Source organism: Massilimicrobiota sp. An80, from assembly GCF_002159255.1.
GTDB lineage: Bacteria > Bacillota_I > Bacilli_A > Erysipelotrichales > Coprobacillaceae > Allocoprobacillus > Allocoprobacillus merdigallinarum.
The window spans coordinates 1-25,774 of the sequence record NZ_NFHI01000037.1; the positions used below are offsets into that span (position 1 = coordinate 1).

The 25,774-nt window shown below is 32.1% G+C and carries 29 protein-coding genes; 5 read left to right on the plus strand and 24 right to left on the minus strand.

The window, feature by feature from the left end; genetic code table 11:
- Positions 1-56: 56 nt before the first annotated feature.
- From B5G32_RS10010 to B5G32_RS10080, 15 genes are all read right to left on the minus strand, one after another.
- Entirely contained in the window at positions 57-1,082 is a 1,026-nt protein-coding gene (locus B5G32_RS10010; RefSeq protein WP_087245007.1) for a tyrosine-type recombinase/integrase, read from the minus strand.
- The gene (locus B5G32_RS10015) at positions 1,069-2,019 is read right to left on the minus strand and encodes a tyrosine-type recombinase/integrase (RefSeq protein WP_087245008.1); all 951 of its coding nucleotides are present in this window, start codon (positions 2,017-2,019) and stop codon (positions 1,069-1,071) included. Before B5G32_RS10015 ends, B5G32_RS10010 begins: the two co-directional genes overlap by 14 nt.
- Positions 2,019-3,248, minus strand: coding sequence for a tyrosine-type recombinase/integrase (locus B5G32_RS10020; RefSeq protein WP_087936567.1), 1,230 nt, complete (start codon positions 3,246-3,248; stop codon positions 2,019-2,021). Before B5G32_RS10020 ends, B5G32_RS10015 begins: the two co-directional genes overlap by 1 nt.
- A gap of 77 nt (positions 3,249-3,325) precedes the next feature.
- A complete protein-coding gene (gene tnpA / locus B5G32_RS10025) occupies positions 3,326-3,733 on the minus strand; it encodes an IS200/IS605 family transposase (RefSeq protein ID WP_343286433.1) in 408 nt (135 codons plus the stop codon).
- 197 nt (positions 3,734-3,930) lie between these two features.
- A complete protein-coding gene (locus B5G32_RS10030) occupies positions 3,931-5,160 on the minus strand; it encodes a bifunctional folylpolyglutamate synthase/dihydrofolate synthase (protein ID WP_087297191.1) in 1,230 nt (409 codons plus the stop codon).
- A complete protein-coding gene (locus B5G32_RS10035) occupies positions 5,160-5,813 on the minus strand; it encodes a uracil-DNA glycosylase (RefSeq protein ID WP_087936568.1) in 654 nt (217 codons plus the stop codon). The genes B5G32_RS10030 and B5G32_RS10035 overlap by 1 nt, the downstream gene beginning before the upstream one ends.
- Complete coding sequence (locus B5G32_RS10040) at positions 5,813-6,631, minus strand: Cof-type HAD-IIB family hydrolase (RefSeq protein ID WP_129736033.1); 819 nt, start codon at positions 6,629-6,631, stop codon at positions 5,813-5,815. The genes B5G32_RS10035 and B5G32_RS10040 overlap by 1 nt, the downstream gene beginning before the upstream one ends.
- Positions 6,632-6,633: 2 nt before the next feature.
- The gene (locus B5G32_RS10045) at positions 6,634-7,452 is read right to left on the minus strand and encodes an HAD family hydrolase (protein WP_087936569.1); all 819 of its coding nucleotides are present in this window, start codon (positions 7,450-7,452) and stop codon (positions 6,634-6,636) included.
- 2 nt (positions 7,453-7,454) lie between these two features.
- Positions 7,455-8,237 carry an alpha/beta hydrolase gene (locus tag B5G32_RS10050; RefSeq protein WP_087936570.1) on the minus strand — a complete coding sequence of 261 codons (783 nt, stop codon included), beginning with the start codon at positions 8,235-8,237 and terminating at the stop codon, positions 7,455-7,457.
- A 41-nt stretch (positions 8,238-8,278) separates the two neighbouring features.
- Positions 8,279-8,572 carry a septum formation initiator family protein gene (locus B5G32_RS10055; protein WP_087297193.1) on the minus strand — a complete coding sequence of 98 codons (294 nt, stop codon included), beginning with the start codon at positions 8,570-8,572 and terminating at the stop codon, positions 8,279-8,281.
- Positions 8,533-8,955, minus strand: a complete 423-nt coding sequence (yabQ, locus tag B5G32_RS14315; protein ID WP_087936571.1) for a spore cortex biosynthesis protein YabQ — start codon at positions 8,953-8,955, stop codon at positions 8,533-8,535. The genes B5G32_RS10055 and yabQ overlap by 40 nt, the downstream gene beginning before the upstream one ends.
- The gene (gene yabP / locus B5G32_RS10065; protein ID WP_087244315.1) at positions 8,955-9,248 is read right to left on the minus strand and encodes a sporulation protein YabP; all 294 of its coding nucleotides are present in this window, start codon (positions 9,246-9,248) and stop codon (positions 8,955-8,957) included. Before yabP ends, yabQ begins: the two co-directional genes overlap by 1 nt.
- 57 nt (positions 9,249-9,305) lie before the next feature.
- On the minus strand, positions 9,306-9,578 hold the full coding sequence (locus B5G32_RS10070; RefSeq protein ID WP_087297195.1) for an RNA-binding S4 domain-containing protein: 273 nt from the start codon (positions 9,576-9,578) through the stop codon (positions 9,306-9,308).
- Positions 9,569-10,087: an AbrB/MazE/SpoVT family DNA-binding domain-containing protein gene (locus tag B5G32_RS10075; RefSeq protein WP_087244317.1), complete on the minus strand. Its 519-nt coding sequence runs from the start codon at positions 10,085-10,087 to the stop codon at positions 9,569-9,571. Before B5G32_RS10075 ends, B5G32_RS10070 begins: the two co-directional genes overlap by 10 nt.
- A gap of 7 nt (positions 10,088-10,094) precedes the next feature.
- A complete protein-coding gene (locus B5G32_RS10080; protein ID WP_087297196.1) occupies positions 10,095-10,784 on the minus strand; it encodes a glycerophosphodiester phosphodiesterase family protein in 690 nt (229 codons plus the stop codon).
- A 152-nt stretch (positions 10,785-10,936) separates the two neighbouring features.
- Between B5G32_RS10080 and B5G32_RS10085 the strand changes: the two genes are divergently transcribed.
- Both B5G32_RS10085 and B5G32_RS10090 read left to right on the plus strand, forming a co-directional pair.
- A complete protein-coding gene (locus B5G32_RS10085; RefSeq protein ID WP_087936572.1) occupies positions 10,937-12,049 on the plus strand; it encodes an IS110 family RNA-guided transposase in 1,113 nt (370 codons plus the stop codon).
- 381 nt (positions 12,050-12,430) lie between these two features.
- Positions 12,431-13,210 (plus strand): Cof-type HAD-IIB family hydrolase, encoded by a 780-nt coding sequence (locus tag B5G32_RS10090; RefSeq protein WP_087303780.1) that lies wholly within the window; start codon positions 12,431-12,433, stop codon positions 13,208-13,210.
- Positions 13,211-13,266: 56 nt separating this feature from the next.
- On the opposite strand, the gene B5G32_RS10095 is transcribed toward B5G32_RS10090, so the two are convergent.
- From B5G32_RS10095 to B5G32_RS10120, 6 genes are all read right to left on the minus strand, one after another.
- On the minus strand, positions 13,267-14,907 hold the full coding sequence (locus B5G32_RS10095) for a putative manganese-dependent inorganic diphosphatase (RefSeq protein ID WP_087936573.1): 1,641 nt from the start codon (positions 14,905-14,907) through the stop codon (positions 13,267-13,269).
- A gap of 15 nt (positions 14,908-14,922) precedes the next feature.
- The gene (locus B5G32_RS10100; RefSeq protein WP_087244321.1) at positions 14,923-15,582 is read right to left on the minus strand and encodes a helix-turn-helix transcriptional regulator; all 660 of its coding nucleotides are present in this window, start codon (positions 15,580-15,582) and stop codon (positions 14,923-14,925) included.
- A gap of 99 nt (positions 15,583-15,681) precedes the next feature.
- The gene (locus B5G32_RS10105; protein WP_158094007.1) at positions 15,682-15,993 is read right to left on the minus strand and encodes a zinc ribbon domain-containing protein; all 312 of its coding nucleotides are present in this window, start codon (positions 15,991-15,993) and stop codon (positions 15,682-15,684) included.
- A gap of 174 nt (positions 15,994-16,167) precedes the next feature.
- On the minus strand, positions 16,168-17,448 hold the full coding sequence (locus B5G32_RS10110) for a galactokinase (protein WP_087936575.1): 1,281 nt from the start codon (positions 17,446-17,448) through the stop codon (positions 16,168-16,170).
- Positions 17,448-18,461 (minus strand): aldose epimerase family protein, encoded by a 1,014-nt coding sequence (locus B5G32_RS10115; RefSeq protein ID WP_087936576.1) that lies wholly within the window; start codon positions 18,459-18,461, stop codon positions 17,448-17,450. The genes B5G32_RS10110 and B5G32_RS10115 overlap by 1 nt, the downstream gene beginning before the upstream one ends.
- Positions 18,454-19,962, minus strand: a complete 1,509-nt coding sequence (locus B5G32_RS10120; protein ID WP_087936577.1) for a UDP-glucose--hexose-1-phosphate uridylyltransferase — start codon at positions 19,960-19,962, stop codon at positions 18,454-18,456. The genes B5G32_RS10115 and B5G32_RS10120 overlap by 8 nt, the downstream gene beginning before the upstream one ends.
- Positions 19,963-20,126: 164 nt before the next feature.
- Here B5G32_RS10120 and B5G32_RS10125 point away from each other — a divergent pair, with 164 nt between their 5' ends.
- Positions 20,127-21,119 carry a LacI family DNA-binding transcriptional regulator gene (locus tag B5G32_RS10125; RefSeq protein ID WP_087244326.1) on the plus strand — a complete coding sequence of 331 codons (993 nt, stop codon included), beginning with the start codon at positions 20,127-20,129 and terminating at the stop codon, positions 21,117-21,119.
- A gap of 156 nt (positions 21,120-21,275) precedes the next feature.
- On the opposite strand, the gene gltA is transcribed toward B5G32_RS10125, so the two are convergent.
- Both gltA and B5G32_RS10135 read right to left on the minus strand, forming a co-directional pair.
- Entirely contained in the window at positions 21,276-22,664 is a 1,389-nt protein-coding gene (gltA, locus tag B5G32_RS10130) for an NADPH-dependent glutamate synthase (protein WP_087244327.1), read from the minus strand.
- Positions 22,664-23,512: a sulfide/dihydroorotate dehydrogenase-like FAD/NAD-binding protein gene (locus B5G32_RS10135; RefSeq protein ID WP_087303773.1), complete on the minus strand. Its 849-nt coding sequence runs from the start codon at positions 23,510-23,512 to the stop codon at positions 22,664-22,666. The genes gltA and B5G32_RS10135 overlap by 1 nt, the downstream gene beginning before the upstream one ends.
- A gap of 130 nt (positions 23,513-23,642) precedes the next feature.
- Here B5G32_RS10135 and B5G32_RS10140 point away from each other — a divergent pair, with 130 nt between their 5' ends.
- The gene (locus tag B5G32_RS10140; RefSeq protein ID WP_087303772.1) at positions 23,643-24,431 is read left to right on the plus strand and encodes a Cof-type HAD-IIB family hydrolase; all 789 of its coding nucleotides are present in this window, start codon (positions 23,643-23,645) and stop codon (positions 24,429-24,431) included.
- Between the two features lie 366 nt (positions 24,432-24,797).
- Here B5G32_RS10140 and B5G32_RS10145 read toward each other — a convergent pair whose 3' ends face one another.
- Positions 24,798-25,148 (minus strand): NusG domain II-containing protein, encoded by a 351-nt coding sequence (locus B5G32_RS10145; protein ID WP_087244330.1) that lies wholly within the window; start codon positions 25,146-25,148, stop codon positions 24,798-24,800.
- Between the two features lie 156 nt (positions 25,149-25,304).
- On the opposite strand from B5G32_RS10145, the gene B5G32_RS10150 reads away from it, so the two are divergent.
- Positions 25,305-25,625, plus strand: coding sequence for a PTS sugar transporter subunit IIB (locus B5G32_RS10150; RefSeq protein ID WP_087303770.1), 321 nt, complete (start codon positions 25,305-25,307; stop codon positions 25,623-25,625).
- Positions 25,626-25,774: the final 149 nt, after the last annotated feature.

Consider the following 25,774-nt stretch of genomic DNA (forward strand, 5'->3'; position numbering starts at 1 on the left):
ACTTATACCGATAAAATAATTATGCCGATTAAATTGAAATAATCATTGTATCATCATTAGTTTTTTATTGATTTATCGGCATAAAACATTTTATTGAGTCTATCTTTTTCTTCTTCAGATAAATTTTCATAATCATCTTTTATTTTTTCTCCATTTATCCTTTTCAGTATTTCTCTGATCATTTCCACATCAGTTTCTACATATATTTCGGTTGTCGATTCCTGCTCATGCCCCATAAGTTTTGCTATTTCTGCTCTGGACATGCCACTTCTATACAGTATTGCTCCAAACGAATGTCTCAACATATGCGGATGAAGTTTCGGTATGTCTATGTCAATTTTTCTTGCCATATGACTATATTTTTTTATTATTCGCTGAACATTATCTTGAGACATTTTATGCTTTCGACTATCATGAATCGTATAAACAAGATAATCTTCAGGTGAACTGTTTCGATGGAATAATTCAATATATATTTTCATGTTTTCTGTTAGCTCATTTGTTAGTGGTATGACACGTCTCTTACTTCCTTTTCCAGTTACGATTACATATGGATCTTTATTATTTAGATGTATGTCACTGATTCTACATTCAAGCATTTCATTCAGGCGTGTTCCAGTTGAAAACAGAAAAAGAATAATAAATCGATCACGTATTCCAGTTCTGTTTCTGGATGGTTGCTCCAAAAGTAGTTCCACTTGTTCCTTTGTTATCCAGTTATGCTGTTTCGGTATAATCTTTTTTGTTTTTATTTTACTGACACTTAATTGTAGAGGTACTAATGTAATATCATGATGTGCACAATATCTTATATATTCTTTGATTGATACTAGCTTTATGTTTCTGGTTGCCAGGGAACTACCATTATCCATGACATATTTCAAATATGATCTTATGATGTTGTCATTAATATCGTTGAATATTATCTTCTCAATATCCATATTTAGCACTTCTGTCAGGTATTTTCTAAAAGAATTCAGACCGTTTATATAGGTTTCAATGGTCTTATCACTTTTGAGTTCTGTTTTCATATGTTCAATAAAACTGTTGATATGTATAAAAAACGGTTCAGTCTTCTTCATATGAAACACCAATCCCTTCAGTGATTGCAGACATCTTTTCTCTGTATTCAGGTACAAGCATTTCAACCAAATGCAGATAATACATCGTTTCGTTGACTGATTTATGTCCCATATATTGGCTCAGGTATTTGATCCAGTTTTCAAAACTTTCACCTTCATCCAAACATTTTCTCATACTGTTGACTGCGAATAAATGACGTAGTCCATGCACTGTTGGTTTTATGGAAAATTCTCTATTCAATAAAGTTAACTCAAGCACCTTGTCAAAGAAATCATCAATATTATGTTTAGTCAAACGTGTCTTATCATATGATGGCTGAAAGAAATATTCTCTATTCAAAATGATGCCTGAATATGCATCGTTGAAGCGAATGCATAATTCTTTCATGCTTTCACTCATATAGACCGTTCGATCCTTGTTTCCTTTGGAATGATATATACTAATTGTTCCATTCTTTAAATCAATGTCTTCCATCTTGATATGACATGCTTCTGAATTTCTTAGTCCGCAGGTATAGATCAATCTAAAAATAATGGGAATGATATATTCTCTGTTAGGAGAACGTATATGCGGTTTGATATTATCTGCTCCTCTAAAAAATCGTACCAGCTGATCATCATCAAACAGTGATATCACTTTATGGGGGCCTAATCTGATGGAGTAATCAGGAATATATGCCGATATGCCAATAGAATTCAAATATATACCTAAATATTTTATAGTGCTTATTCTTTCAGAAATAACGTATCTTGATTTTGTTTTTATCGAATATATCCATTCATCTGATATTTCTCTAGTTAATTCTTTTCTGTTTTGATAATGTTTATCATAATATTTGTCCAGCTCCTTTAGTCTTGAATCAAGATAATCAAGTCTGTATCCTAAATGATTGAACATTTTTTTGGTTGGCTCAATATATTGCTTCAAATAACTCATTAGAATAGACCTCCTTCATAGGGAAAAAGATCAATTGATAATGCACATCTTTTCATCTTCTGTTTATCTGTTGACAGATATTTATCAACAGTAGCGTTGTTGATATGACCAAGTGCAGCTGATATCAATGATACATCTGCTCCTGCAGTCAACAGGCTGGAAGCGAATGTTCGTCTTAATATGTGAATTCCAAACTGATTTGGCTGATCTTCTTTTTTTAGAGATCTGAATCTTCTAAAAGTTCTTATTGAAGTATTATGCGTCAATTTTCTAACCTGACCAATTGACGTGATGAACACGTATTGACAGTCACATTTTCTTCTTTCATTCAATAGATAATCAATGATTGCCTTAGAAACTTCACTATCAAATGGCAATGATAATGCAACATTTGTTTTTTTCTGGATGATATGGATAGTTTTATTTTTCATGTCAATATTTTCAAACTTGAGATTAAAGATATCGCACATTCTCAATCCGCATCTTAGAGCCAGGAGATAGATTGCTTTGTTTCTTAGGTTGCTGGGGAAATCATGATATGATTCAAGTAACACAGACATCTGTGCATCATTGTAGGTTGTTACTATGCGACGAATATCATTTTTCTTTGTAATGCATGCAAAATGAATATTACTATAGGATGTCAGATTTCTATCTTCTAAATAGCTAATAAATTTTCTAAGACCAATAATTTCTGCAGATATGCCTGCTATCTTTCTATTTTCAAAATGTTCAGATAGAATATAATTCGATATCATCTGATGACTGATATCTTTTGTATTGAACACATTATTGTTTTCTAAATACACGAGAAAGTATCTGGCATCATGCAATCTACATAAAATAGTTTTTGTGGAATATTCTTCATTTTCCAAGAATATCTTATAATCATTTATCACATTAAGATATTCATTAGATTTTGGAATCAAGCAAGGCTGACTGGAATAAATTTTCCATCCATCAAGATTGCCATGATAATTATCGCTTAAAAGACAGGTAACTCTGCGATATCTTTCAACTGTACTTTTGGAAAATTTGATGGTACACTCTTTTAGCCATTGATCGATAATATTGGTTGAATATACACAGTTATTTTGTTTCATTAGATGACCAATAATTTTTACTATTCCATCATATCTTGACAATGTCTTAATTGGATAATCATGATAAGATTTCATTTTTTCTTTGGTATCATCTGCAAGCTCTTTAAAAGTATTAAATTTTGTCATTTGTAATCATCCTCCTTAAGATAATTACAAAAGTTTTATGCCGATAAATCAATAAAAAACTAATGATGATACAATGATTATTTCAATTTAATCGGCATAATTATTTTATCGGTATAAGTGTCATTATGCCGATATCGGCATAAGCTGACATAATACCCTTCACTCCAGAAATGCCTGTTTCCAAATTTATATTTCAAATCTGCATGTCGATCAAACATCATCAATGCTGATTTTCCCTTTAGATATCCTACAAAATCCGACACTGCATATTTTGGTGGAATCATTACTAACATATGTACATGATCATTCATGAGATGTCCCTCTATAATTTCTACTCCTTTGTATCTACATAATGTTCTTAATATTTCTCCTAAGTCTTTTCGATATTGATTATAAATAATTTTTCGTCTATACTTAGGAGTGAACACAATATGGTATTTGCACATCCATTTTGTGTGTGCTAAAGAATATGCTTTCTTAGCCATGACAATCACCTTTCCTTTCTTATTAATGGTAGCTTGAACAACTCCATTATAATCGGAAAGGTGATTGTTTTGTATAACTTTTCTCTCTCTACCCGCATAGCAGGTAGTTTTTTGTTTCGTACATTTCATGTACTCAACTGACTAAAGTCAAAAGCATTAATTAAAAAAACCAATAAAGTTTCGTTCTTTATTGGTTTTTATTCACTTACTTTCTTTAATTCCTGATTTTTTAATTCAATCAGATATTTTCTCACTTTCGAGATAAAATGCAATGACCCCGTTACCACAATATGCTGTTTTTTTATATAAGCTGTCTGCATAGCCTCAATATAACTTTTAACAATTGTTAATTGAGGACGTGGTTCTATGGTCGATAAATCAATAGCTCTTTCATCCTGAAACGTTGTCACATAGACAGGATAACCTGCTTTTAACATTTCATCAATCATCTCATCAACATCACGATCATTCAAACAAGAAAAGATAATCGCTACATCCTTTTCTTTTTTGACTCTTAATGTCTGCAACAAAGCTTGGATTCCAGGCATATTATGTGCTCCATCAATATCAACCTGTACATCATGATAAGATAATGTTTCATAACGCCCTTTCCATGAAGCCTGTTCAATCGCTGGTTGTGTAACAACAGGATCAAACTTAATAAGTTTTGAAGCAATAGTTAAAGCAAGTCTGGCATTTGTTACCTGATAGATTCCTTGATTTTCCAAGGTAAATGCCATATCACGATATCTAAAATGAAATGGATAACGTGACACCTGATATTCTGGAACGACATACATCACTGCTCCCATAGCATCACATTGTTCTTGAAATCTTGCTAGAATTGTTCCCTTTGTTTCACTGGTAATAAACATCTGATTCGGTTTTATGATACCCATCTTTTCATTAATAATATCATAAATATCCCCTAATTGTTTTTGATGATCAAGCCCTATATTCGTAATAGCACTGACAATAGGATCAATGACATTCGTTTTATCATTCAAACCGCCAATACCCGTTTCAATGATACGATAATCCAAATCCAAAGATTGAAAATAAGCCAACATGATTAAGACATCAATTTCAAACATAGATAACTGATCTTCTTCAATGATGCGATAATATTGATTCACGTATTTCAATAAATCTTCATCACTTATAGGAACATCATCAACACGAATACGATCATTATGACTGATCAAATAAGGTGATGTAAAAGTTCCAACTTTATATCCATGAGCATTTAAGATACTTCTTAAATAATTCACAGTTGAACCTTTTCCATTGGTTCCAGCAATATGTATCATATTTTTTTGTTTCATTAAAATGTGACATTTATTTAAGGTTTCTCGAAATTGATCAATTGTTCTTTTACTTCTTTTTGATTCTATATATGCAATGGCATCATTCACATGAGTAAACATTAACGAATCCTCCAATCTATCGGTTCTATCCCTTGACTTATTAAAAACTGATTCGTTTTAGAAAAAGGTTTCGAACCAAAAAAACCACGATAAGCTGATAAAGGTGAAGGATGAGGGCTAGTAATGACACAGTGTTTGGTCTGATCAATCATTTTCGCTTTATCAATAGCCTGTCTTCCCCACAATATAAATACTAATGGCTTCTCTCTTTGATTCATAGCCTCAATAATATGATTGGTGAAAATTTCCCATCCTTTTTCTTTATGAGAATTAGCACGATGAGCCTGTACTGTCAAAACAGTATTTAATAATAACACACCCTGATGTGCCCACGCAGATAAATCACCATGACGAGGAATATCAATTCCAACATCATCATGTGCTTCTTTATAAATATTAACCAGACTCGGTGGAATTTGCACACCCTTTGCGACACTAAAAGCCAAGCCATTAGCCTGATGTTCTTCATGATAAGGATCCTGCCCAATAATGACAACTTTAATATCGTCATAATCTTTAAAATTAAAGCAATGAAAAATACGATTGCGAGGTGGATAAACCGTATGTATCTGATATTCATGATTCACAAAAACTTCTAACTGCTGATAATAAGGCTGTTGACGTTCATGATCAATAATTGTTTTAAAATCCATTAAAGAATAAACCTTTCTACAATTTCAGCAATGACACCTTCATTATTATCTGCTTTTGTGACAACATCACAAACTTTTTTCACATCTTCCACAGCATTACCAGCTGCAACTGATAAACCAGCAACTTCTAACATTGGTAAATCATTATAATTATCCCCTACAGCAATGCATTCAGATAAATCAACACCAATGATTTGAGCTAAATGTTTTAATCCCTGTCCTTTATCCACACCAATCTTATTAAATTCCATATAACGATTAGAAGAATAGCTTACTGCACACATTCCCTCAGTGATAGCTTTCATTTGAGGTTCCAGACTCATTAAATAAGGCACATCTGTATTTTGGAAAAGGATTTTTGAGATAGGCTCATCTTTTAGAAAATCCATTGTATTTTCAGTCATGATTTCACATTCAACCTGTTGTTCACGAATACGCTTCGCTTCAGATTCAGATAAATTATAAACATAGACTTTATCCTTTGTATAAATATGCTGGCAGACATCTTGCTGTAAACCAAATTCAAAGATTTCTTTTGTCTTTTCAAAAGAAAGTCCTTCAAAATATAAAAGCTTATTATCTTTGTTTTCTGTTAAAGCTCCACCATTGAAAGATAAGACATATTCTTGTGGTATATCATACAATCCTAATAATTTTAAATCACGTTGAATAGACATGAAACCACGCCCAGTTGCTGGGACAAATTTCACTCCTTTTTCTTTCGCCATTCGTATAAAATCAATATTTCTCTGACAGATCTTATGTTGATCATTCAACAATGTTTCATCCATATCACTTGCAATCACTTTATATTTCACTTTTATTTTTCCCCCTTTAAAATAAATTTTTCAATCACTTCTTTAACAGCTCCCTGATCATAGTCCACCGTTGTAACATAATCACTGATAGCTTGAATATCTTGAGCTCCTCCAGCCACACAAACACCTAAACCAGCTTCCTGAATCATCGAAACATCATTATAATTATCACCAATCGCAATCACATTTTGTTTATCTATATGGAGATAATCAGCTAACCATTTCAATGCTGCCCCTTTACTGACACCTAAAGGATTAAATTCTAGATAACGATATGATGAATAACTGATTGAAAACTGTTTTTTGATATCCTCTGGTAAATCTTGTTCAACACTCTTTAAATAATCCATATCAGGTTTGACATATAAAAATTTCGCAATCTTTTCATTTTTTAAAAAATCCATATGATAATCATCTATAACCGTAAACGCTGCTTTTTGAGCTTTTTTTCTTGCAATCTCCGTTGGATCTGGTTTAAATAAATAACAATGATTTAATGTAAAAATCATAATACATACATCATAATTTTCTCCTAAGTCAAAAAGTTGTTTAGCCTGATCAAAAGTTAATCCCTGAAAAGACAATATTTGAGCATTTTGATTTTCTACAATCAGCCCACCATTAAAACAAATAGAATATTCATGGGCCTGGTTGGCTGTTCCAATTTCTTCAAGAATATCTTCAATCATTGAAAATGAGCGTCCCGTCGCTGGCACAAACTTAACATCCTTAAGCTGTCTGATAGCTTCCTGATTAAACTTAGGAACATGATGATTGACTAACAATGTTTCATCTAAATCGGATAAAATCATTTGATACATGATCATTCCTCCTCATATAAAAAAGCCATGAATAGAGGCACTCTTTGACGCCATTCGCTTTCATTATGACCAGCCCCTTCAAAATAATGGGCTTCCAGATGTTCTATTCGAGATTGTAATTGCTCGTAAATGATTTGATTGCTTTCTATGTACCATTGATTAATCTTTTGATCATCACCACTTTCAAATTCACCCAAGTCCAAATAAAAACGATTATCCTGACTATATTGTTGATGCTTGATCACATCTAAAAATTCATCAACATAGAACCAGAAAGCGGTAGATAAAGCCGCACACTTTTTAAAAACATCAGGATAACGAAGAGCCCCATAAGCACTAATGACTGCCCCCATAGAGCTACCCACAATACCAGTATTTTCTTTTTGGGTACGAAAACGTTGATCAATATAAGGTTTAAGCTCATCTTTTAACCAGTCAATATAAGCTTTTCCTTCTCCACCAATAATCATGCCTTTTTGACCCGTTTCCTGATAAGACAATGCTTCATTAATCTTCCATGGACCATACTCATCCATACGTTTAAAACCTGTTTCATTGCATGGAATGGCGACAAGGATGATTTCCATTCCTGTTTGTTTGACATACTCTAAAAATCCCCAACTTATACCACAATAAGAGGAATAATCAAAGAAAGCATTTTGTCCATCTTGAATATAAAGAACAGGATAATCTTTATTTTGTTGATAATAATCATCTGGTAAATATACAATAATTTCACGTTCTCGCTGTAATGTTTTCATGGGAAAACAAAAAGATACAAACATTTCACAACCTCCTTTGATAAGACAAAAAAATAAGCCCGAGCTTATTTTTTTGTTTCTGGTAATTTAATAACCTCTTCTCCATCATCAGGAAAAATATATTGCTCTCTGGCATATCTGGCAACATAATCATCATCCGCTAAAAGTTCCACTTCTTCAGATAATTCTTTCTTTTCCTTTTCTAATTCTGCCTTTCTTTCTTCTAGTTGTGCGAGCTGCTGCTTTTGACCTATGACACGATAAGCATTCACTCCTAGGGTATAAATCAGCAAAGCAGAAATACCAATATAGACAAAGCCTAAGAGTTTTTTATATCTTGGTGTTTTCTTTTTTGCCATTTTCTCTTCATCCTTCCTATTCTTTTTTGTATTATACCATTAATATAACGAAAAAAGAAGATAAAAGGTGAGAATATTCTTTTGAAAATAGATACAATCTTTTCTAAAAAGTACAAAAGATAATACGCATAATAATGACTATATAACAAATATCCCATCAACATAAAAATAAAAAAATAAAGTCTTAAAATTCCTTCATTCAAGAACACCAAACCATAGAAATAAAGCATTCCAAAACAGATACCTATCAGACATTGACAAATGTATCTTAAAAACATGGGAATACCATACAACAAACGATTCATGATATGATAAACACCCGTCATGACAAAACCAAATAAAAAGGAATAAAACAGACATTGAAACTGTACAATTAAAGACATTATTTCAAGAGTTTATTAAACATTTTTTCTTTAGGATGTTGCTTTTTCTTATCTGAAACATAACTGATACTATCAATATTGCCACGAATACTGACTTCATTTTGATCTTGATCTAAACGCACTAACGTCAGTTCACTTCCTGTAATATTTAAATAACCTAGGGATGTTTCAATCAAAAATTCATATGCATCAAAACTTTCTATTTTTTTAACTCCTGTTAACTCTAAACTTTTACGATCTTTTAAACATACATGATGATAAGGCGTCTGTTCAAAATGTAAACTATTATCCATATTCAACCCTCCTACATCAACATATGTATATCAAAAAGAATTATGCTAAAAAGAGGTCTACAAAATTGTAACCTCTGGCTTTTTCTTCTCTTCTATAATTTCATATAACATATGACTATCATCTTTTAAAACATGTTCTCTTAATTCTTTGACTTTCACCACAAGAATACTACGTCCAAATTCTACTTCAATGATGTCATCTATCTTTAATTGAGTGGAAGGTTTTGCGACCTTTCCATTCACTTTAACACGTGAAGCTTCACTCATTTCTTTGGACAAAGTTCTTCTTTTAATAATTCTTGATACTTTTAAAAATTTATCTAAACGCACGATTCTATTTCCTCCTCAATAATATCTTTCACAAAATCCAGCAAAGTCTGATCCATTAAATAATAAGGTGTCTGATGACTTAACATAATCAAAGCCCCTTGTATTTCCTGTTCACAAAGCAATGGATAAATAGTCACTTGTTCCTGTTTACCATAAAATTCCATCGTCGTTTCAATATGCTGTTCTTTTTGATCTAATAATAATAGAAAATCTTTTGTTAAATCACGTCTTTGATATTTAGCCAGTCCATCTGATGAACAGACCACAATACATCTTTTATCACACAGTAAAAATGTATTATGGTACTTACTATAAAGACGTTCTAATAAGATTTGAATTGTGGGACTTAATTTATGCAAGATAGAAAATTTTGTTAAAACAATGTGATTATGTTCTACTGCAAACGAAACACTTTCTCCTTCTTTCAACATTAACTGTTTTCTAATTTCTTTAGGAATAACAATTCTTCCCAAATCATCAATTCTTCTAACCATTCCAGTTGTTTTCATGACTCTTTCACCTCAAATATTCATTTGATATTAGTATATCCACTCCCAATTCTTTTAATCTTTGATATTCTTTAAAATCAGGAATTGTCCATGAAGCAACAAGAATATTGTGTTGTTTTAATTGTTTGATTCTTTGGCTATTTAAAAAATCATAACGTGGATGAAAAGCACCAATATGATATTTGAGAAGCTCCTGATATTTTTTATCATAATTTTCTTCCATTAAATATCCTACATATCCTTGTGGATAAAGACTTTTCATTTTTAATACTGATGGTAAATAAAATGATGAATAATAAATTTTCTTTTCAACACCTAACTGACAGACCAGCTGATGTACTTTTTCTTCAAGCTCAGTATAATGAATAACATCTGTCTTAAGTTCAATATTGACTAAAAAATCTTTATCTTGAATAAAAGTCAGTAAATCTTTTAATAATGGTAAAGGATAATAACCAGCAGATCCATGAGAAAATGAAAATCTTTTTAATTCATCATATGTGTAGTCTTGAATATATCCTTTTCCATCACTTGTTCGATCAATGGTTTCATCATGAATCAAAACCAATTGACCATCCTTGGTCATATGAACATCTGTTTCCACACCATCAAAGCCTTTTTGGTAAGCTTGAACAAAAGCTTCCATGGTATTTTCTGGATACTGAGCACTATATCCTCTATGAGCGAATAATTTCATATCTTTATCACCTGCACTATGCTATAATATTATACTATAAATGTGAGATAATATGAAGTGACCTCCTAGTTGTCAAAACGTGGATTTAGATTCATAATTAGATTGAAAAACAAATTATAGAATCGTTACTATAACGACAATAGGAGGTCACTATGAAAAGTATAGTTTATATTGGAGCAGATGTCCATAAAAAATCTTATAGTTTATGTGCAATTGATGGAGATACTGGAGAAATATTAGGAGAAACTAAGATCAGTCCAGATGTGAAACTTATTGAAAAATTCATCAATAATGCAATGAAAAAAGCACAGAAAGATGCAGATGTATTGGTTGGCTATGAAGCAGGATGTTTAGGTTATTCACTTTATTGGCAATTAAAAGAAAAAGGGATTGCCTGTGATATTCTGGCACCTTCAACGATGCATCGTTCAGCCAAAAATAAAGTGGTGAAGAACGACAAAAGAGATGCCCAAATGATTGCAACAAATTTAGCCAATAAATCATATAAATCAGTTTATGTACCTAATGATCATGATGTGGAAGTTAAAGAGTACATTAGAATGATGAATGATTTTAAGGGTGAATCAAAAAAAGTGAAACAGCATATCAATGCCTTTGTATTACGACTTGGATACAGATATGAAGGAAAGTCCAGATGGATACCATCACATATCAAATGGTTGAAAGAACTGAAAATGGATCCAATGTACAGAGAGATATTGGATGAATATTTATCGCAGTTGGAATTATTAGAAACGAAGATAGGCAGATTCCAGCATAAACTAGAAGAATTATCTCAGGAAGAGCCATACAAAGAAAAGATAGGCGAATTACGCTGTTTAAAGAGTATAGACACAACAGCAGCGATGACTTTACATGCAGAAATCTCCGACTTTAACAGATTTCCAACAGCCAATGCTTTTTCATCCTATTGCGGATTAACTCCAGGAGAAGATTCAAGCGGAGATAAAAACAAACGATTAAGCATAACTAAGCAAGGAAATGCAGTGGTAAGAGAAACACTGGTAGAATGTGCACAAGTACTAGTAAGAGGAACAGTTGGAAAAAAAGGAAAGAAAGTTATATCAAAACAAAAGGGACAGGATGTGAAGGTCATCGATTATGCGGACAAAGCAGTTATAAGATTACAAAAGAAATATCACAGAATGATATTAAAAGGAATCAATAGAAATATCGCGATAACAGCGATTGCCAGAGAATTATCATGCTTTGTATGGGGAATAGAAACAGGACATATCAATTAAAAAGGATATATAAATTCTCAAAGAAAGGAGAGATTATGAGGTAGCCAAAAAAAAGACAGAATCATCAAAGGCATAGATGGACCTCAAAATAAGAAAACAGGTTCAACTATCTAAGATACACCTCTTATGGCAGTGACAATATAAATAATATGTCGCGATAATTATTTATATGAAATATCACTGATCCACGTAGTGAGATTGTAGAGTTTGACGACGAACCATTAACCTTTTGGTAACCAACCCACGAATAACAGAGTGGTTAACTGTCGCAAAATCTTCATTATGGGGTCTTTGTATGCCTTTGATGGCACAATTGAATAAAAAAATTATGAATTGTGAATTTATGTCTTGACAAAGGTCACTTCATAACAGGTGTTACAAATGATTAAAGCTATATTTTTTGATATTGATGGAACTCTTTTATCACACTCAACACAAAGTGTTCCTGAATCTACTAAATTAGCTCTACAACTATTAAAAGAAAAAGGAATTTATACTTTTATCGCAACAGGAAGACATATTTCTGAAATCAGGGATTTACCTTTAGATGATTTAGAATTTGAAGGATATATTACACTTAATGGTCAATACTGTTACAACAAAAACAAAGTGATTTATGATTTACCAATTGATCCACAAGATATTCAACAAATTCTTTCTTTCATTGATCAAAAACCATTTCCATGTATTTTTGTTGAAGATGATAAAATGTATATCAATTACCACAATCAAGCTGTTGAAACGGTTCAAAAAGCCATTTCTACCCCTTTACCTGAATTAGGTGATTTAAAACGTGGTTTGACTCATCCTATTTATCAAGTCATTCCTTATGATATTACAGTTGAACAAGAACAAGAAATTCTCCAACAGATGCCCCACTGCCAATATACACGTTGGCATGATTTAGCCATTGATATCATTCCAAAAAAGGGTGGTAAACAAAATGGCATTTTAGAAGTTTTAAAAAGCTATCATATCTCACTTGAAGAAACAATGGCATTTGGTGATGGGCATAATGATATAGACATGTTAAAGTTAGTTAACATTGGTGTTGCAATGGGAAATGCAAAGGATGAAGTCAAAGAAGCCGCTGATGAAGTCACTGATGATATTGATCATGATGGTATTTATCAGGCACTCAAAAGACATCATATCATCTAAATATTCATTTATCATTTTTGATAAAAGGACAAGGCATGAAAACCTTGTCCTTTGATTTATTGTGTTAAAACTTCAGTAATCACAGGTACAACTTGTTTCTTTCTTGAAATAACACCAGGTAAACTTGCCTGCTGATCAACAAGTTCAACATGGAAAGCTGTTTCCACATAATCTTTACGAGGTCCTGCGACTAAAACTTCACTTGTCGCATTAATAACATCAGTTAAAAGCAACATTGTAAATTCCATATGATTATCTTTGGCAACCTGTTCCATATAATCAAGCATATCTTTTTTATATGGAGCAAATCCTTCAATATCCATTGTATTGACTTGTGCAACACCTGCTGATAAATCACCAAATGTAAACTTCTTATAATCCTGATTGAAGATTTCTTCAACAGTTTTACCAACCAATGAAGTTCCTGCTTTAAACATACTCATACCAAATTCTTGAATATCTACTCCAGCTATAGCTGCAAGTTCTTTAGCTATTTTGGTATCGGTTGGTGTACATGTCGGAGATTTAAATAACAATGTATCACTGATAATAGCCCCTAACATTAAACCAGCCATATCTTGAGGAATCTCAACACCAGATTCTTTATAGCATTTTGCTACAATTGTTGCAGTACATCCAACTGGTTCAGCTCTAAATAATACTGGTCCAACTGTTTGAATATCAGCAACTCTATGATGGTCAATGATTTCTAAAATTTCAGCTTCTTCAATGCCATCAATAGCCTGACTTCTTTCATTGTGATCGACTTGAATGACTTTCTTCTTCATTCCATTTAACACCTGATAACGTGAAATAGATCCAACAACTCTACCCATAAAATCAATAACTGGGTAACTACGATAACGTGTTTCACTCATGACTTCTTTAACATAATCGACTGTATCATCAGTTGAAAAAGTTGTTAAACCACCTTTTTGCATAACATATTCTACTGGTACAGCCTGAATGATTTGTTGTGATGCCATGAATGTATTGAATGGTGTTGAAATGACACTCATATGTGCATCTGCACAACGCTGTAATAATTCTTTAGAGATAGAAAGTGATCCAGTTAAAATAATCAATGATATCTTTTTATTCATTAAATGTTCAATCGCTTCATCACGATCTCCACCTACAATGACAACATCATTTTCATGCACACGTTTACTAGCTTCTTCGCCAGTCATAGCGGCAATATGGATTTCACCTTTGATTGTCTTTAACTGTTTATCCAAATAAAGAATACTTGCATCCAATGTATCAATCACATTTTCAATTGGTGTATTTGCTTCTTTTAGAATTTGACTGTCCCATTGGTCCATATATCCTTCAATAATATTAGAAGTTGATAATAATCCCAATAACTGACTATGATCATCTAATACAGGAGCACTTTTTAAATTCTGCTGTTTCATTAATGACCATGCTGTTTTTAATGTTAATTCTTTTGAAAAGACTGTCACTTTATCATATTCTAAGTCTTCAACTGTCTGTTTAACAGTTTTTAATAAAACTGGAATCTCTGTATGGAATCTTTTTAAAATATATTCCGTTTCCTTATTAATTTCTCCTAATCTGACTGGTACCGCATTATAACGTCCAATTGTAAATAAATAATTGGCATAAGCAATCGCACTACAAATAGAATCACTATCTGGATTTTTATGCCCACTGACAAAAACAATATCTTTCATGTCTATCCCCTTTCTTTACATTTTCTTTAAATAACGATAAATTGTCGGTTCACTAACAGCCAATTTTTCAGCAACAAGTACAATTGCACCCTTGACTTTAAATGTTCCTTTTTCCTGTAAGTATTTGACAACCTTGATCTTTTCTTCAACATTTAATCTTTCAACTAGAAAATAACTTGGAAAGCCCATTTTTTCCAGGCATTCTTTAATATATTTATCAATCATTTCATCCAATGGTGATGATAAAATCTCAATTGGATTATCAAGCTTAAATTCTACGTCTTTACGTTCTTTAATACCAAGAATTCTTTTTAATGTCGTTTCTATATATTCATAATCAGAAATATTGACATTGACACAAAGCATTCCTACAGGCATTTCCTGCCCATCTTCTTTGATAAAGTATGTTGCTGAACGAAGTAATTTTCCATCACTACCTGTTGTTTTATAATTCATGACATAATCATGATCTTTATATTGTTTTGTTTTTAAGTAATGAATAGATAAATTAGATAATTTAGCACCTATTTCTCTACCAGAAATATGACTATTCGCAATCGCAACAATTTCCTGTTCTTTGGAAGTGAGATCATGAAGCGCTACTTCCACATTATCACCTAAAGCCTCCCCTAAAAAATCAACTAACTTTGCATAGGGTTCTAATAATTTATACATGAATTTCGCCTCCAATGTGATTATACACTATATTTTCAAAAAGAGATAGCTTTTTTATCATGATAAAAACTAATTATGAAATTTCTATAGATGCATCAATCATATATTGATCATCACTCCCATTATATTCTGTGAAAGATAGCTCCTCAAAAAGATTGTGACAAGAATTTCTGCAATGATGCCACATATCATACCATTCATACAGGACTTCGCTTTTTGAGGAAAGTCTTTACGCCAAATGATATATAAAACCAATCCTGCAAGTGGCGCAAAAAAGGAGATCAGAGCAAATAAAAAACTGGGTGCTTCTGTTTCATGATAGACATATGGTGAATTTTGTAAGGGATAGCCACAATTTGGACAATACTGCATATCCTCCTGAACCTCTTTTCCACAATGATGACAATACACAAAAACCACTTCCTTTTCTACAATCTTTTTATGACATCATTATCATATTCAATTCTTTCATGATAACTCTTATTCCTAATGTTATCATTTTAAATTCAATAACAAAACAAACATAATCCAGACGATAAAACAAAAGACTTAACTTCTTTTATAGAAATTAAGTCTCCTATCATTTTAATCAATAACTTTCATACCACCATATTTTCTGATTTTTAAAATATGACAGCTTCCTTCACCAAAATATTTTTCAATTCCCTGTTTATATGCTTCAACATAATCATCTTCTACAAAAGCTTGAATTGTTCCAGCAAAACCACCACCATGAACACGACATACTCCATGTGCTCCTAATAAATTTTCAGACAATGCGAGAGCTAAAGAAACAGCCTGTTGTCCAACATAATGATTAGAATAAATATTTTGAAGATATTTAAATGAACTTTCTCCTGAAGCTTTGACAATTGTCTTAAAAGTATCAAAGTCTTCCTGTTTTAATGACTGAACAGCCTGTTGAACACGTTTATTTTCTTTAAAGACATGAATGGCTCTTAAAACAGCACGGTCATTGACTGCTTCTCTGACTTCAGTTAAATGTTCATAAAATTCTTTTTCGTCCACATCTCTTAAGTATTCCTGATGGAAGAAATGATCGACTTCTTTCAATTCTTCAGGAATAGACGCATAATCTTCTGTTAAATCGGCGTGTGAAGCATGGACATCAACAATACACAAACTATGATGGAAACGTGGAAAATCAACATTTATTTTTTCTACAATAGGATTTTCATTATCCTTGAAATCAATATGAATCAAACTTCCCACTGAGCAGGCACATTGATCCATTAATCCACATGGTTTTCCAAAGTAAACATTTTCACTATATTGACCAATTTTCGCAATTGTGACAGGATCTACTTTCATATCATTATACATACCTGATAATATCGTTCCAATCATCACTTCAAAGGCAGCTGATGAAGATAATCCAGAACCTTGTAAAACATCACTTGTCATATATCCCACAAAGCCACCAATTTTATGTTGAAGTTGTTGGAATCTAGCAAGAATACCACGAATCAATCCTTCTGATGACTCTTTTTCATTTTCTCTTAATGTCAAATCATCAATGTGAATAGCTTCAATATCATAATCATCAGATAAAATTTTAATCTTTGTATCATCTTTTGAAACGACTGCAATAATATCTAAATTAATAGCTGCAGCTAAAACTTCACCATGTTGATGATCAGTATGATTTCCACAAACCTCGCTTCTTCCAGGTGTGCTATAAATGCTGACTTCCTGATCACCATATAAATCAATGAATTTTTCAATAGCTTGAACATATCTTAATTTTTGATGTTCTAATTGTTCCTGATCAACATAAATATCTAAAAATGTATCATTATAAACATTATTTTGAATATCTTGAATAATTAAACTTGCTTTTTTCATTATTGAATAACTTTAAACTGATATGATGTTATTTCATCATATGTTTCTCCTTTCTTTAATAGTGTTGTTGGATGTTCTTCTAAATGAATCGCATCAGGCATATTCTGTGTTTCAATACATACAGCATCTCTTGCATAATAGCGTTCTCCATATTTTCCTGATCTTCCATCCAAATAATTAGCTGTATAAATCTGAGCTTGTGGTAAAGTCGTTGACACAATCAATTGTCTTCCTGTTGGCTCATGAGTTAAAATCACCTGATTGCTTTGCGTATCAAAAAGAAATGGATGATCAAATCCTTTACCAATTTTTAACTGTTCATCATCCTGTTCTACTCTTTCACCAATAAGTGCAGGTTGTCTAAAATCAAATGGTGTTCCTTCAACATCTTTCAATTCACCAGTTGTTAAACCATCAGAGTCAACGCAGGCAAATTGGGATGCATGAATCTGTAAAGTATGCTGATAGATGTTTTCTTTGTGTCCTGACAAATTAAAATATGAATGATTTGTAATATTAATAAGTGTATCTGCTGATGATGTTGCCTGATAATGAGCTGTTAAAGTATCATCTTTTAATGTATATATGACTGTTAAATCTAAATCACCTGGATAACCTTCTTCTCCATCTTTTGATAAATAGTGAAGTTTTAATGTGTGTTCATCTTCAATTGTATAATCAAAAACCTGATAACTAAATCCTTTGATCCCACCATGTAAATGGTTAGGACCGTTATTAACAGCCAAATGGTAATCTTGACCATTTAAACTAAATTGTCCTGCTTTAATTCTATTAGCAACTCTTCCTACCAACGCTCCTAAATAAGCATCTAGTGTCTGGTATTGTGTAAAATCATCATAACCTAAAACGACATCATCTTTATGTCCATTTTTATCTGCCATGATAACTTTGATAATTGTACATCCATAATTGGATACAACAACTTCTAATTGTTCATTTTTCATAGAAATCATATCAATTTGATCATCTATATGTTTGATCACTTCAATCATTATTATCCTCCTCCTTACATAATGACTCTACAAAACTACAAAACGCTTCAATACCTTCATCATTCATTTTAAAAACACCAGCATCTTCTAAAACTTCTACAAACTTTATTGTGAGAGCTGTTTTCAAAACATCATCAACCGTATCTTCTTGAATCTGATAGTTTTCTTTGATTTCATTATACCATAATTCATGTTTCTGTAATTCAGGATATTCACTGATTTCTTTTTTTCCTAATAGACAGTCTTTTAATAATTCCAATTCCACTTTCAAACGTGCTGGTAAAACTGCTAAGCCCATCACTTCTATTAAACCAATATTTTCTTTTTTAATATGATGCAATGAAGCATGAGGATGAAAAATACCATCAGGATGTTCTTGAGAAGTTCGATTATTTCTTAAGACAAGATCCATTTGATAGTCATGATTTTTCATTCTTGCGATTGGAGTGATGGTATTATGTGGTGTTTGATCACTGTGTGAAAGAATATCTAGAGATGGATTAGAATAATTCTTCCATGCTTTTAATGTTTTTGTCGCAAATTCAACAATTTTTTGTGAATCTTGGCAAGTTACTCTGATTGTTGAAAGTGGCCATTTTAATATTTCAATCTTTAAATCAGGATATTTATCCCATGACATTGTTTTAATAACATCTGCATTATTCATTGGAAACTCATAACATCCACCCTGATAATGATCATGTGTTAAAATTGATCCTCCTACAATTGGTAAATCTGCATTAGAACCTAACATATAATGAGGAAACTGTTCAACAAAGGATAACAGATGTTGAAACGTATCTTGATTAATCACCATAGGAATATGTTCTTTATTTAAAACAATACAATGTTCATTATAATAAACATAAGGTGAGTATTGTAAATAATAATCCGTAGCATTTAATTTCAATGGAATAATACGATGGTTTTGTCTGGCAGGACGATTAAAATCACCGCTAAAACCTACATTTTCCTTGCATAGTAAACATTGAGGATATCCACTTGTTTTGACTAACTTTGCTTTTGCAATATCTTTAGGATCTTTCTCTGGTTTAGACAGATTAATCGTAATATCTATATTGCCATATTTATAATATTTTTGAAATTTAATATTCTGGTCCGTTCTGTTTTTACGAATATAATGAGAATCAATAGAAAGCTGATAAAAATACTTTGTCGCATCCTGAGGAGAACGGGCATAGCGTTGACGAAATTCTCGAATCACCTCACTAGGTCTAGGCATCAGACAATTCATAATGCGTGTATCAAATAAATCTTTTTCCACAATACTATCTTCAATAATTCCCTTATCCACTGCATAGTCTAACATCTTTTCTAAAATACCTGTACTGTCACTAATCGTTTCATGAATATCTTCTTTATAAAATTCATTCATTTTTAATAAATCCAACAGTAAGTTGACTGTATAGTCCACATCTTCCTCTTGAATCAGATGATGATCTAACCCAAATTGTATTAACTGATTAATCTCATGGTTCATATTTTGACCCTCCCTTTTCTTACCTATACCATACCACGCTTCCAACAAAACTTCAAACATTATTTACTTATTTTTAAGTAAAATTTTACTTATAAAGTTATTCTATGAATTTCATGGCTTTTTATAACATTTTCCTATATAATATAGAAAACAAGGAGGTAATTATGGCCACTTTAAAAGATATTGCCCAAATGGCTCAAGTTTCAATTGCGACAGTTTCCCGCATCTTAAACAATGATCCTACATTAAGCGTTCCTCAACAAACAAGAGAAAATGTCTTAGAAGCCGCAAAAGCACTGCAATACCAAAAGAAAAAGAAAAATGACCCTGGTATTCATATTTGTCTGATTCAATGGTATTCTTTACAACAGGAAATCAATGATCCCTACTACTTAACTTTACGTCATGGTGTAGAAGATTATTGTGCCAAAAACGGAATTATTTTAAGAAGAATATTTAAAGATGATGTGAACATTGAAAAGTCTTTAAAGGGAATTGACGGTATTATTTGCCTAGGTAAATTTAGTAAAAGTCATATTGAAACTTTAAAAAAATATAATGATGCTATTATTTTATTGGATATGGATTATGAAAATTTAAAAGAATGTTCGATTGTTTTAGATTTTGATTTAACTTTAAAACAAGCTCTGACATATTTAACAGATCTAGGTCATCAAAAGATTGGTTATCTTGGTGGTGTTGAATATTTAGATGATGGACAAGCTTATGATGATATAAGAAAAAAATCTTTTATCAAATATGCTAAAGAATATCAAATAGAATATGAGGATTATATGATTGAAGGAGAATTTACTAGTGAATCAGGTTATGCTATGATGTCAAACATGATTCAATCTCATCATTTACCAACAGCTCTTTTTGCTGCCAGTGATCCGATTGCGATGGGCGCAATGAAAGCTTTGAATGATTATGGTTTCCATATTCCTGACGATATTTCTATTATTGGTTTTGATAATATTGATGCCAGCAATTATACATATCCGCCTCTTACAACTTTTTATGCTCCTGCATTTGATATGGGACAATTTGGAGCCAGATTACTTCATCAGGCTATTAAAGATCATACCAAACTCTTACCAATGCGTATTCAACTCCCATGTTATTTAGTAGAAAGAGAATCATGTCAAGCTTTATAATTTCTAACAAAAATCATATGATAAATTTTATGTTTATCAACTGAAATAATCCATTTTTTAAAAAAATATATATTGGATAAATAAAAAAACAGGACTGATGAAGCAACCCTTATGACTTGGATAATCCGATCATAAAGATCACTTCATTTTCCTGTTTTATTTTTGTTTTAATGCTTCATCAATCGCTTGAGCTGCTTTTTTACCAGCGCCCATAGCCAAAATAACTGTAGCTGCTCCAGTGACAACATCGCCACCAGCATAAACACCATCTTTAGATGTTTTCATTGTTTCTTCATCCACAATGATTCCTCCCCATTTTTGAGTATCTAAACCAGGTGTTGTCTGTCTGATTAATGGATTAGGACTTTGACCAATAGAAACAATCACCGTTCCCGTTTCAATAACAAAGTTAGAACCTTCCTTAACAACTGGTCTTCTTCTACCACTTTCATCAGGTTCTCCAAGTTCCATTTCTACACATTCCATAGATTTAACCCAACCATCTTCACCTTCAATTTTGACTGGATTTGTAAGCAACTTGAAAATAATACCTTCTTCTTTAGCATGATGTACTTCTTCAGCTCTGGCTGGAATTTCTTGTTCACCACGACGATAAACAATATATACATTTTTTGCTCCTAAACGTTTTGCGGTTCTTGCAGCATCCATTGCGACATTTCCAGCCCCAATAACACAAACTGTTTCAGTAATTTTCACTGGTGTCGGATGATTTGGAAATTCATAACCTTTCATCAAATTGACACGTGTTAAAAATTCATTAGCTGCATAAACACCATTTAAATTTTCACCAGGAATACCTTGGAAACGAGGAAGTCCGGCACCACTTCCAACAAAGATAGCTTCATAACCTTCTTCTTGTAATTCATCAATTGTTATAGAACGTCCAACAACAACGTTTGTTTCAAATTTGACACCTAAATCAGCGACCCCATCAATTTCCTTTTGAACCAAATCTTTAGGTAAACGGAATTCAGGGATACCATATGATAAAACGCCACCTGTTTTATGCAAAGCTTCAAAAACAGTCACATCATATCCTTTTTTCGCTAATTCTCCTGCACAAGTCATACCTGCAGGTCCACTTCCGACAACGGCAACCTTTTTTCCATTCTTTTCAATATGATTGTCTTTCTTTTGACCATGATCTCGATGATAATCAGCAACAAATCTTTCTAATCGTCCAATTCCTACTGATTCTCCTTTGATGCCACGAACACATTTCCCTTCACATTGATTTTCTTGAGGACAGACACGTCCACAAATAGCTGGAAGAGCATTTTCCTGTGTAATAATGTCATATGCTTCTTCAAAGTTTCCTTTTGCAACTTCGGCAATAAATTCAGGAATAGGTACACCGACTGGACAACCATTCTTACATGGACTATGTTTACAATTTAAACATCTTGTAGCTTCTTCCATAGCCTGTTCTTTTGTATATCCTAATGCAACTTCCTTAAAGTTCTGATTTCTAATCTGAGGTTCCTGTTCAGGCATTTTCACCTTTTCTAATGACATATTAGGCATTATTGAACACCTCCCATTAAATTACACATACGATTTGCTTTTTCATCCATTTGATGTTCTTCTTCTTTAAACATTCTTTGACGTGCCATCAGTTCATCGAAATCAACTTGTAACCCGTCAAAATCTGGTCCATCAACACAAGCAAACTTAATTTTACCATCAACAGTTACACGACAACATCCACACATACCTGTTCCATCAATCATAATTGGATTTAAAGAAACAGATGTTTTTATATTATGGGGTTTTGTAACAGCAACAACTGCTTTCATCATTGGCACTGGTCCAATCGCAATCACTTCATCAATCTCTTCACCTTGTTCAATCAAATCAGCTAACACTTGAGTTACAAAGCCTTTTCTACCAAGTGAGCCATCATCTGTTGTTATATAAACATTTTTACAGAACTTTCTAAATTCATCAGCCCATAAAACATATTGTGCTTCTCTTCCACCAATAATCACATCAACCTCAACACCCATTTGTGCTAAAGCTCTTAACTGTGGATAAAGTGGTGCACTTCCTACACCACCAGCAACACCAATAACATGTTTTGAAGCATGTAATTTTGTTGGTTCTCCTAAAGGTCCTACAAAATCTGTAATTTCATCACCTTCATTTAATAAAGATAATGCTTTTGTAGAATATCCAACAATTTGATAAATAATCGTAATTGTTTCTTTTTCTCTATCATAATCAGCAATTGTCAATGGGATTCTTTCTCCATCATCACCCACTCTTAAAATGATAAACTGTCCTGGTTCACATTTTCTCGCAACATGGGGTGCATGAACAACCATTAACTCTACAACATCATTTAATTTTTCTTTGTGTAAAATCTTATACATTTCGATCAACCCCTCTCGTAGTTTAAAAAATTATATCACAGGGATAATTTTTTCGCAATACAACATCATCATTATCTCTTGACCACTATAGGATTCATAGCTTATGATATGAAAAAAGGAGAAATGTTTTATGAATAAAAAACTTATATTTTTTGATATAGATGGAACTTTGTTGGATGAACAGAGTGGATCTGTGCCAGCCTCTACAATTGAAGCTATTGAAAAAGCTCAAAAAAATGGTCATCTTTGTTTTATTAATACCGGTCGTCCTATTTCTACAATTGATAAGATCATCACTGATCTTCCTTTTGATGGATATGTCTGCGGTTGTGGAACCTATATCGAATATCAACAAAAAATATTATTTCATACTGAATTAGATTTTGAACTAAGAAAAAAAGTGATTCAAAGCATTGATCAATATCAGGTTGATGCAATGTTAGAAGGAAAAAGTGGTGTTTATTTTTCACAACATTTAAAGCACCCTTTTATTCAAGCTATTAAAAAGAAATATCAGGATCTTCATTTTCAAGTTCACAGTTTTTCTAGTCATGAGGATGTTCCTTTTGATAAACTCACTGTCTGGTATCAACCTGACACACCAATTGAAGCCTTTAAAAAAGCATTAGAAAACGACTTTCTTATTATTCAAAGAGATATTGATTTCTTAGAAATTGTGCCTCTTCCATATTCTAAAGCAACAGGTATTCAATACTTGATTGATCATCTTGGATATACCTTAAAAGACACTATAAGTATGGGTGATTCCCTTAATGATTTACCTATGTTAACTTATACACATGAATCAGTTGCTATGGGAAATAGTCATCCTCTTTTATTGGACCAAGTCACTTACATAACAACCCCTGTTAACCAGGATGGTATTCAACATGCTTTAGAACATTTTCATCTTATATAAAAATAAAAAGAACGTGGGGAAACGTTCTTTTTGCTTTTATAGACGAATTTGATATATAGGGAGAGGGGTCGTCTATATTTTATCATATTATATGTCTTGTCTTAAGACACTTATATATTAACCCAGCCATATGAATTCATTGTGAATTTCATAAGAACTTTATGTGAACTTTTTTAATATTGCCATTTTAAACACAAAAAAAGAACGTGGGGAAACGTTCTTTTTACTTTTATAGACGAATTGGTATATAGGGAGAGGGATCGTCTATATTTTATCATATTATATGTCTTGTCTTAAGACACTTATATACTACCGAGAACTTATGAATTCTCTATGAACAATTTCTTAATTCACAGTTTTTCTTGATTAGTATTGTGCTTCTACATTTGCTTGTACAACATAAATCTGATTTGGTACACATATAATACTTTTTGAACTTCCTTCTTTAACCCAACCAACTTTTTCACAATCATGATTAGGACAATCAACATTGACTGCACGATATTGATGATCTTGCACTTCTAAATGAAATTCACCATAATCTCCTTTAAAAGTATATGTCTGATTCTTTGATATATCTATTGTTTCAATCATTTCATCATGATAATGGATTTCTATAATACCACCTTTTTTATCTTGAGTCAGTTGATAAATAAAATAGATTGCGCCAATCACAATACATAAGCCAATAATAAAAATAATATCTTTCTTTTTCATATATGATTTCCTTTACTTTTATTTTCTTTATTATGGTAATCAAGAGTGTCACATAAGTCAATAATTTTATGAAATTTAATCTTTGTTATTTCATAATTGATAAGATAGGTGTATAATATTTATATAGAAATATTATAAATAAGGAGGAATCTTGATATGGTTAAAATCATGTTAGCATGTAGCGCTGGTATGTCAACTAGCTTACTTGTCACAAGAATGCAAAAAGCTGCAAAAGAAAGAGGTTTAGAAGCTAAAATTTGGGCTGTTAGTGAAACTGCTCTTACATCAGAATATGCTGCTGATCCATGTGATGTTTTACTTATTGGACCTCAAGTTCGTTTCCGTTTAAATTCTATCAAAGAACAAGTTAAAAACGCTATCCCTGTTGATGTTATTGACATGCGTACTTATGGTATGATGGACGGTGAAAAAGTTTTAGACCAAGCTTTAAAAATGCTAGAAGATTGGAAAAAATAAGCGTTAAACATTCGCTAACATATGAATACTTAAAAAGGGGCTGTAACGAAATAACTTTTTAAAGAGTTGATTTTGTTTCAGCTCTTTTCTTTTTCTGTTTTTAGGCAATAAAAAAACATCTTTTCTCTTCTTCTGATTTCAAGATGTAA